The organism is Mycobacterium sp. (assembly GCF_049683935.1).
In the GTDB taxonomy this organism is placed as follows: domain Bacteria; phylum Actinomycetota; class Actinomycetes; order Mycobacteriales; family Mycobacteriaceae; genus Mycobacterium.
Genome location: NZ_JBAUJR010000516.1, coordinates 1 through 7,288 on the forward strand (window position 1 = coordinate 1; position 7,288 = coordinate 7,288).

General features: G+C 67.5%; 7 protein-coding genes. All 7 read left to right on the plus strand.

Annotated elements, in window-relative coordinates:
- Nucleotides 1-1,043 (plus strand): saccharopine dehydrogenase family protein (locus tag WA965_RS29225; protein WP_526448300.1); only part of this gene is annotated, 1,043 nt, incomplete at its 5' end.
- Between the two features lie 77 nt (nucleotides 1,044-1,120).
- Nucleotides 1,121-1,726 (plus strand): DUF937 domain-containing protein, encoded by a 606-nt coding sequence (locus WA965_RS29230; protein WP_526300932.1) that lies wholly within the window; start codon nucleotides 1,121-1,123, stop codon nucleotides 1,724-1,726.
- Nucleotides 1,727-1,778: 52 nt separating this feature from the next.
- Nucleotides 1,779-4,472: a valine--tRNA ligase gene (locus WA965_RS29235; protein WP_526448301.1), complete on the plus strand. Its 2,694-nt coding sequence runs from the start codon at nucleotides 1,779-1,781 to the stop codon at nucleotides 4,470-4,472.
- Complete coding sequence (gene folC / locus WA965_RS29240) at nucleotides 4,469-5,884, plus strand: bifunctional tetrahydrofolate synthase/dihydrofolate synthase (protein WP_526300936.1); 1,416 nt, start codon at nucleotides 4,469-4,471, stop codon at nucleotides 5,882-5,884. Before WA965_RS29235 ends, folC begins: the two co-directional genes overlap by 4 nt.
- A gap of 47 nt (nucleotides 5,885-5,931) precedes the next feature.
- Nucleotides 5,932-6,276, plus strand: a complete 345-nt coding sequence (locus WA965_RS29245) for a DUF4233 domain-containing protein (RefSeq protein ID WP_526300944.1) — start codon at nucleotides 5,932-5,934, stop codon at nucleotides 6,274-6,276.
- 38 nt (nucleotides 6,277-6,314) lie between these two features.
- Entirely contained in the window at nucleotides 6,315-6,725 is a 411-nt protein-coding gene (gene ndk, locus WA965_RS29250; RefSeq protein WP_526300938.1) for a nucleoside-diphosphate kinase, read from the plus strand.
- Between the two features lie 311 nt (nucleotides 6,726-7,036).
- On the plus strand, nucleotides 7,037-7,288 hold a 252-nt coding region (locus WA965_RS29255), incomplete at its 3' end, for a translation initiation factor IF-2 N-terminal domain-containing protein (RefSeq protein ID WP_526448302.1).

Here is a 7,288-nt window from a genome sequence, read left to right on the forward strand (position 1 = left end):
CACTGAACGCGATGGCGGCCAGCACCCGGGTCGTGATCAGCACGGTCGGGCCCTACCTGCGCTACGGCCTTCCCCTGGTTGCGGCGTGTGCGGCCGCCGGCACCGACTACGCCGACCTGACCGGCGAACCGCTGTTCGTCCGCGAATGCATCGACCTGCACCACAAGCAGGCCGTCGACACCGGTGCGCGCATCGTGCACGCGTGCGGGTTCGACTCCATCCCTTCGGATCTGACCGTGTTCGCACTGCACCGCCGGGCCGAACGGGACGGTGCCGGACAGCTCGGTGACACCAACTACGTGGTCCGGCGTTTCGCCGGCGGACTCTCCGGCGGCACGATCGCGTCGATGACGAACCTGTTCCGGGAGGCCTCCAAAGATCCCGAGGCGCGCCGACTGCTCAACGACCCGTACACCCTGACGCCCGACCGTTCCGCGGAACCCGAACTCGGGGGCCAACCCGACGCCCGGTTTCGACGCGGCCGCGACATCGCCCCCGAACTCGACGGTTACTGGGTCGGTGCGTTCGCGATGGCGCTTCCCAACACCCGCATCGTCCGGCGCAGCAACGCGCTGCTCGACTACGCCTACGGCAAGCGGTTCGAGTACGCCGAGCAGATGAGCCTGGGCAGATCGGTGGTCGCGCCGGTGGCCGCGGCGATGGCGACCGGGGGCAACGTCGCGACGATGACACTCGGTGGCCGGTTCCTCGACCGGGTGCCGGAACGTCTGCTCGAGCGGGTCCTGCCCAAGGCCGGAAGCGGGCCCAGCGAGCAGGCCCGGGAGCAGGGGCACTACACCGTCGAGACCTACACGACCACGACGACCGGTGCACGCTACATGGCCCGGATGTCGCAGCGGGGCGACCCGGGCTACAAGGCGACGTCGGTGCTGCTGGGGGAGAGCGGCCTGGCGCTCGCGATGGACCGCGACCAGCTCTCTGACCTTCATGGAGTGCTGACACCCGCTGCTGCGATGGGTGACGCGCTGCTCGCCCGGTTCCCCGCGGCGGGGGTGTCGCTGGACGTGTCGTCGCTGGCCTGACCGAACGCCTGCCAGGGCAGGCGATCGGGGTTTAGTGTCAGGCACGACACGCGTTTCCAGCGATGAAGGTGGATGTGATGGCCGGCCTCGATGAACTCTTCGCTCAGATTCCCACTCAGCAGATCGCCAGCAGGTTCGGCGTCGATGAGGCGGAGGTGAACAGCGCGGTCAAGACGCTGGTACCGGTCCTCGTGGGTGGCCTTCAGCAGAATGCACATGATCCCGCCGCCGCGAACAACATCGCCTCGGCGGCCAACAACCACGCGGCCAGCGGGCTCCTCGACGGTGGGGTGAGCGTTGATCAGGTCGACGAGGCGGACGGCTCGAAGGCGATCTCGAAGATCTTCGGTGGCAACGACACCGGTCAGGTCGCATCGGCGTTGGCCGGCGGCGGCGCCGGCAACAGCGATCTGATTCAGAAGCTGCTGCCGATCCTGGCCCCGATCGTGCTCGCCTACATCGGCAAGCAACTCACCGGAGGCACGGCAGCGGCCGAACCTCAGGCGCAGGGCGGCGGCGGAATCGGTGACATCCTCGGCAGCATCCTGGGTGGCGGCGGCGGTGGCGCAGGGGGTGGTGGCGGTGACAATCCGCTGGGCAGCATCCTGGGCAGCGTTCTCGGCGGCAACAAGAGCGGCGGAATCGGCGACATCCTGGGTGGACTACTCGGCGGGAAGAAGTAGCGCCGCGTCGGGCGGCGGTGACCCGCTCGCGGCGTCTTCCTAGAATGGCTCGGTGACCGCCGATTCCCAACCCACTGCCAGCAGCGGCCTCGACGGGGGCCCAAGCCTTCAAGCCCTGCCCAAATCGTGGGACCCCGGGGCGGTGGAGAGCGCCCTGTACGAGGGTTGGGTCGACGCCGGCTACTTCGGTGCCGATCCCCGCAGCAGCAAGCCCCCCTACTCGATCGTGTTGCCGCCGCCCAACGTCACCGGCAACCTGCACATGGGGCACGCGCTCGACCACACGCTGATGGACGCGCTGACCCGGCGCAAGCGCATGCAGGGCTACGAGGTTCTCTGGTTGCCGGGGATGGACCACGCAGGCATCGCCACCCAGTCGGTGGTGGAGAAGCAGCTCGCCGTCGACGGCAAGACCAAAGAGGACTTCGGCCGTGAACTGTTCGTCGACAAGGTGTGGGACTGGAAGCGCGAGTCCGGCGGCACCATCGGCGGCCAGATGCGCCGACTCGGTGACGGCGTCGACTGGAGCCGCGACCGGTTCACCATGGACGACGGGCTGTCGCGTGCTGTGCGGACGATCTTCAAAAGGCTCTTCGATGCCGGGCTGATCTACCAGGCCGAGCGGCTGGTCAACTGGTCGCCGGTGCTGGAGACGGCGATCTCCGACCTCGAGGTCAAGTACGAGGACGTCGAGGGCGAACTGGTGTCGTTCCGGTACGGCTCGATGGAGGATGGCGAGCCGCACATCGTGGTGGCGACCACCCGCCTGGAGACGATGCTCGCCGACACCGCGATCGCCGTGCACCCCGACGACGACCGCTACCGCCACCTCGTCGGCACGACGCTGCCTCACCCGTTCCTGGACCGGCAGATTATCGTCGTCGCCGACCACCACGTCGATCCCGAGTTCGGCACTGGCGCAGTCAAAGTCACCCCGGCGCATGACCCGAACGACTTCGAGATAGGCCTGCGGCACCAGCTGCCGATGCCGTCGATGCTCGATACCAAAGGCCGGATCGTCGACACCGGAACCCGATTCGACGGAATGGACCGGTTCGAAGGTCGCGTGGCGGTCCGTGAAGCGTTGGCCGAGCAGGGTCGCATCGTCGCCGAGAAGCGGCCCTATCTGCACAGTGTGGGGCACTCCGAACGCAGCGGCGAGCCGATCGAGCCGCGCCTGAGCCTGCAGTGGTGGGTCAAGGTCGAATCCCTGGCCAAGGCGGCCGGCGACGCGGTCCGCAACGGCGACACCGTGATCCACCCGGCCAGCCTGGAACCCCGCTGGTTCAGCTGGGTCGACAACATGCACGACTGGTGCATCTCGCGTCAATTGTGGTGGGGTCACCGAATCCCGATCTGGCACGGGCCCAACGGTGAAACCGTGTGTGTGGGACCGGACGAGACGCCGCCGGAGGGCTGGGAGCAGGATCCCGACGTGCTGGACACGTGGTTCAGTTCGGCACTGTGGCCGTTCTCCACGATGGGTTGGCCGGATCACACCGACGACCTGGCGAAGTTCTATCCGACGACGGTCCTGGTGACCGGCTACGACATCCTGTTCTTCTGGGTGGCCCGGATGATGATGTTCGGCACCTTCGTGGCCGACGATCCTGCGATCACCGGAGATGGCGCCCGTGAACCGCAGGTTCCCTTCAAGAATGTGTTCCTGCACGGGCTGATCCGCGACGAGTTCGGCCGAAAGATGAGCAAGTCGAAGGGCAACGGGATCGACCCGCTCGACTGGGTCGAGCAGTTCGGTGCAGACGCGCTGCGGTTCACCCTGGCCCGCGGGGCAAGCCCCGGTGGTGACCTGTCCATCGGCGAGGATCACGCCCGGGCGTCGCGGAACTTCGCCACGAAACTGTTCAACGCGACCCGGTTCGCGCTACTCAACGGGGCTGCCCCGGCGCCGCTGCCACCCGCCGACGAGCTCACCGACGCCGACCGCTGGATACTGGGCCGACTCGAAGAGGTTCGTGCCGAGGTGGATTCGGCACTGGACAGCTACGAATTCAGCAGGGCGTGTGAAGCGCTCTATCACTTCGCGTGGGACGAGTTCTGCGACTGGTACGTCGAACTGGCCAAAGTTCAATTGGGGCAAGAGGAAGCGCACACCGCTCGGACTACAGCGGTGCTTGCCGCTGTCCTGGACACCCTGCTCAAGGTGCTGCACCCGGTGATGCCGTTCGTGACCGAGGTGTTGTGGAAGACGCTGACCGGTGGCGAGTCTCTCGTCATCGCCGCCTGGCCGACCGCCTCGGGATTCGACGTGGATCATGCTGCCGCACAACGGGTTGCCGATATGCAGAAGCTCATCACCGAAGTGCGTCGGTTCCGCAGCGACCAGGGCCTCGGTGACCGGCAGAAGGTGCCTGCCCGGCTCGCCGACGTCACCGCCGCCGGACTCGATACGCACGTTCCCGCGGTGACGGCGCTGGCGTGGTTGACCCCGCCGGGTGACGGCTTCACCCCGTCGGCCTCGCTGGAAGTCCGACTGTCGTCCGGCACCGTGGTCGTCGAACTGGACACGTCGGGCACCGTCGACCTGGCTGCCGAACGACGTCGGCTGGAGAAGGACCTGGCCGCTGCGCGCAAGGAACTCGCAGGCACCGCGGGCAAGCTCGGCAACGAGGGATTCCTGGCGAAGGCACCCACGGAGGTCGTCGACAAGATCCGGGCCCGCCAGCAGGTGGCCGGCGAAGAAGTGGAGCGCATCACCGCCAGGCTCGAGTCGCTGCCGCAATGACCGTCGAGCCCGAACCCACCCCGGACGAGATCGCGTCGTTGCTCCAGGTCGAGCACCTGCTCGATCAGCGCTGGCCGGAGACCAAACTCGAACCCAGCACGGCCCGGATCTCGTCGCTGATGGAGATGCTGGGTTCGCCCCAACTCGGTTATCCGTCGATTCATATCGGAGGGACCAACGGCAAGACGTCGGTGGCCAGGATGGTCGACGCGCTGCTGACCGCACTGGCCCGGCGCACCGGCCGCACCACCAGCCCGCACCTGCAGTCGGCGGTGGAACGCATCTCCATCGACGGCAGGCCGGTGAGCCCGGCCACCTACGTCGACACCTACCGGGAGATCGAGCCGTTCGTCGAACTGGTCGACCAGCAGTCGCAGGCAGCCGGCGGTCCGGCGATGAGCAAGTTCGAGGTCGTCACCGCCATGGCCTTCGCCGCCTTCGCCGACGCCCCCATCGACGTGGCGGTCGTCGAAGTCGGCCTCGGCGGCCGATGGGACGCCACCAACGTGATCAACGCGCCGGTTGTGGTGATCACCCCGATCGGCATCGATCACGTCGACTACCTCGGCGAGACCATCACCGACATCGCGGGGGAGAAGGCCGGGATCATCACCCGGCAGTCCGATGATCTCGTCCCCACCGACACCGTCGCCGTGCTCGGCCGCCAGCCGCAGGAAGCCATGGAGGTGCTCCTGGCGCAGACGGTGCGCGCCGACGCCGCGGTGGCCCGCGAGGACTCGGAGTTCGCGGTGCTCGGCAGGCAGGTGGCCGTCGGTGGGCAGGTGCTCGAACTCCAGGGGCTCGCCGGGGTGTACTCCGATGTCTTCCTGCCGCTGCACGGCGAACATCAAGCCCACAACGCTGCGCTCGCTCTCGCCGCCGTCGAGGCGTTCTTCGGGGCCGGCGCGGACCGCCAACTCGACATCGACGCGGTGCGGGCTGGCTTCGCGGCCGTCACCTCGCCCGGCCGGCTGGAGCGGATGCGCAGTGCGCCAACGGTTTTCATCGATGCGGCACACAACCCTGCGGGGGCCGCCGCGCTGGCCCAGGCGCTGGGGGAGGAGTTCGACTTCCGGTTCGTCGTCGGTGTCGTCTCCGTCATGGCCGACAAGGACACCGACGGAATCCTGGCCGCGCTCGAACCGGTGCTCGACCAGATCATCGTCACGCACAACGGATCACCGCGGGCGCTGGACGTGCCGTCGTTGGCGCTGAAGGCCGAGCAACGGTTCGGCCCGGAGCGTGTCATCACCACGAACACGTTGGCCGACGCCATCGAGACCGCGACTGCGCTCGTCGAGGAATCCGGCAACGAGGGTGACGGCGGTATGAGCGGGGTCGGCGTCGTGATCACCGGATCGGTGGTCACCGCCGGAGCGGCTCGAACGTTGTTCGGAAAGGACCCGGCGTGACTGAGCCGACGCAGCCTCACGACCCGTGGAAGAGCTTCCGCGGGGTGATGGCGGGAACGCTGATTCTGGAAGCCATCGTCGTGTTGCTCGCGCTGCCGGTCGTGAACGCCGTCGGCGGCGGGTTGTCCCTCGGGTCGACGGCCTTTGTCGTCGGTTTCGCCGTGCTGCTGGTGCTGATGGCCGGTATCCAGGGACGGCCCTGGGCGATCTGGGCGAATCTGGGCGTTCAGGTGGTGTTGATCGCCGGCTGGGTGATCTATCCCGGCGTCGGCTTCATCGGCCTGCTGTTCACCGTTGTCTGGCTGCTCATCGCGTACCTGCGCGCGGAGGTGCTCCGCCGGCAGAAGCGCGGCCTTCTCCCCGGGCAGCAGCCGCAGGGCGACGAGATCTGATCGCGGACTCGTCCACTGGGGCAGATAGGCTGTCGGCCGTGACTGAGCGAACCCTCGTATTGATCAAGCCCGACGGTGTCGAGCGCCGCCTCATCGGAGAGATCCTCAGCCGAATCGAGGGCAAAGGCCTCACCGTGGCGGCCCTGGAGCTGAAGAACGTCAGCGACGAACTGGCCCGTGCGCATTACGCCGAGCACGAGGGCAAGCCGTTCTTCCCGTCGCTGTTGGAGTTCATCACCTCGGGTCCGGTGGTGGCGGCGATCCTCGAAGGTCCCCGGGCCGTCGCGGCGTTCCGGCAGCTGGCCGGCGGGACCGATCCGGTGGAGAAGGCAACCCCCGGCACCATCCGCGGTGACCTGGGGTTGGAGACGCAGTACAACCTCGTCCACGGCTCCGATTCGCCCGATTCGGCGGTCCGTGAGATCGAGCTCTGGTTCCCCGCCCAGTAGGACGCGGCGGAGCGTTTCGACCCAGCCTGATCGGTCCGCGCGTCGGGATGTGGGATACTGGGCGCGGGTGACCTGCCTTACAACCCAAGGTTGGCTACCCGGATGAAGACTTCGACGAGTGCGACCTCCGCAACCCGCGGCGTGGCGCCGACCGTCCAGCCATCATTCAGACCGGCACCGAGACCGTTCCCTCGTGGATCACTCGGGGCGAGACCATAACAAGTTCGGGAGTAGTTAACCCGGACACAAAAACGAAGCCCTCGCGTGGCCGCGTCAGCAACATGACGCGCCCGGGGGCTTGAGGAGAATACGTGGCCGACAATGAGAACTTGCAAGCTTCGACCCACGACCTCCCGGAAGGGACCGAGCATGTCGCGGACCCCTCCGGTGAAGCGAAGGCTGCACCGTCGCCTGAGCGACTGAGAGTGCATTCGCTGGCCAGAGTCCTGGGCACCACCAGCAAGCGGATCATCGAAGCCTTGGTCGAGCTCGACGGCCGCACCCGCAGCGCGCACTCCACGCTGGGTCGCGACGAAGCCGATCGGGTCCGCGAAGCCCTGGCC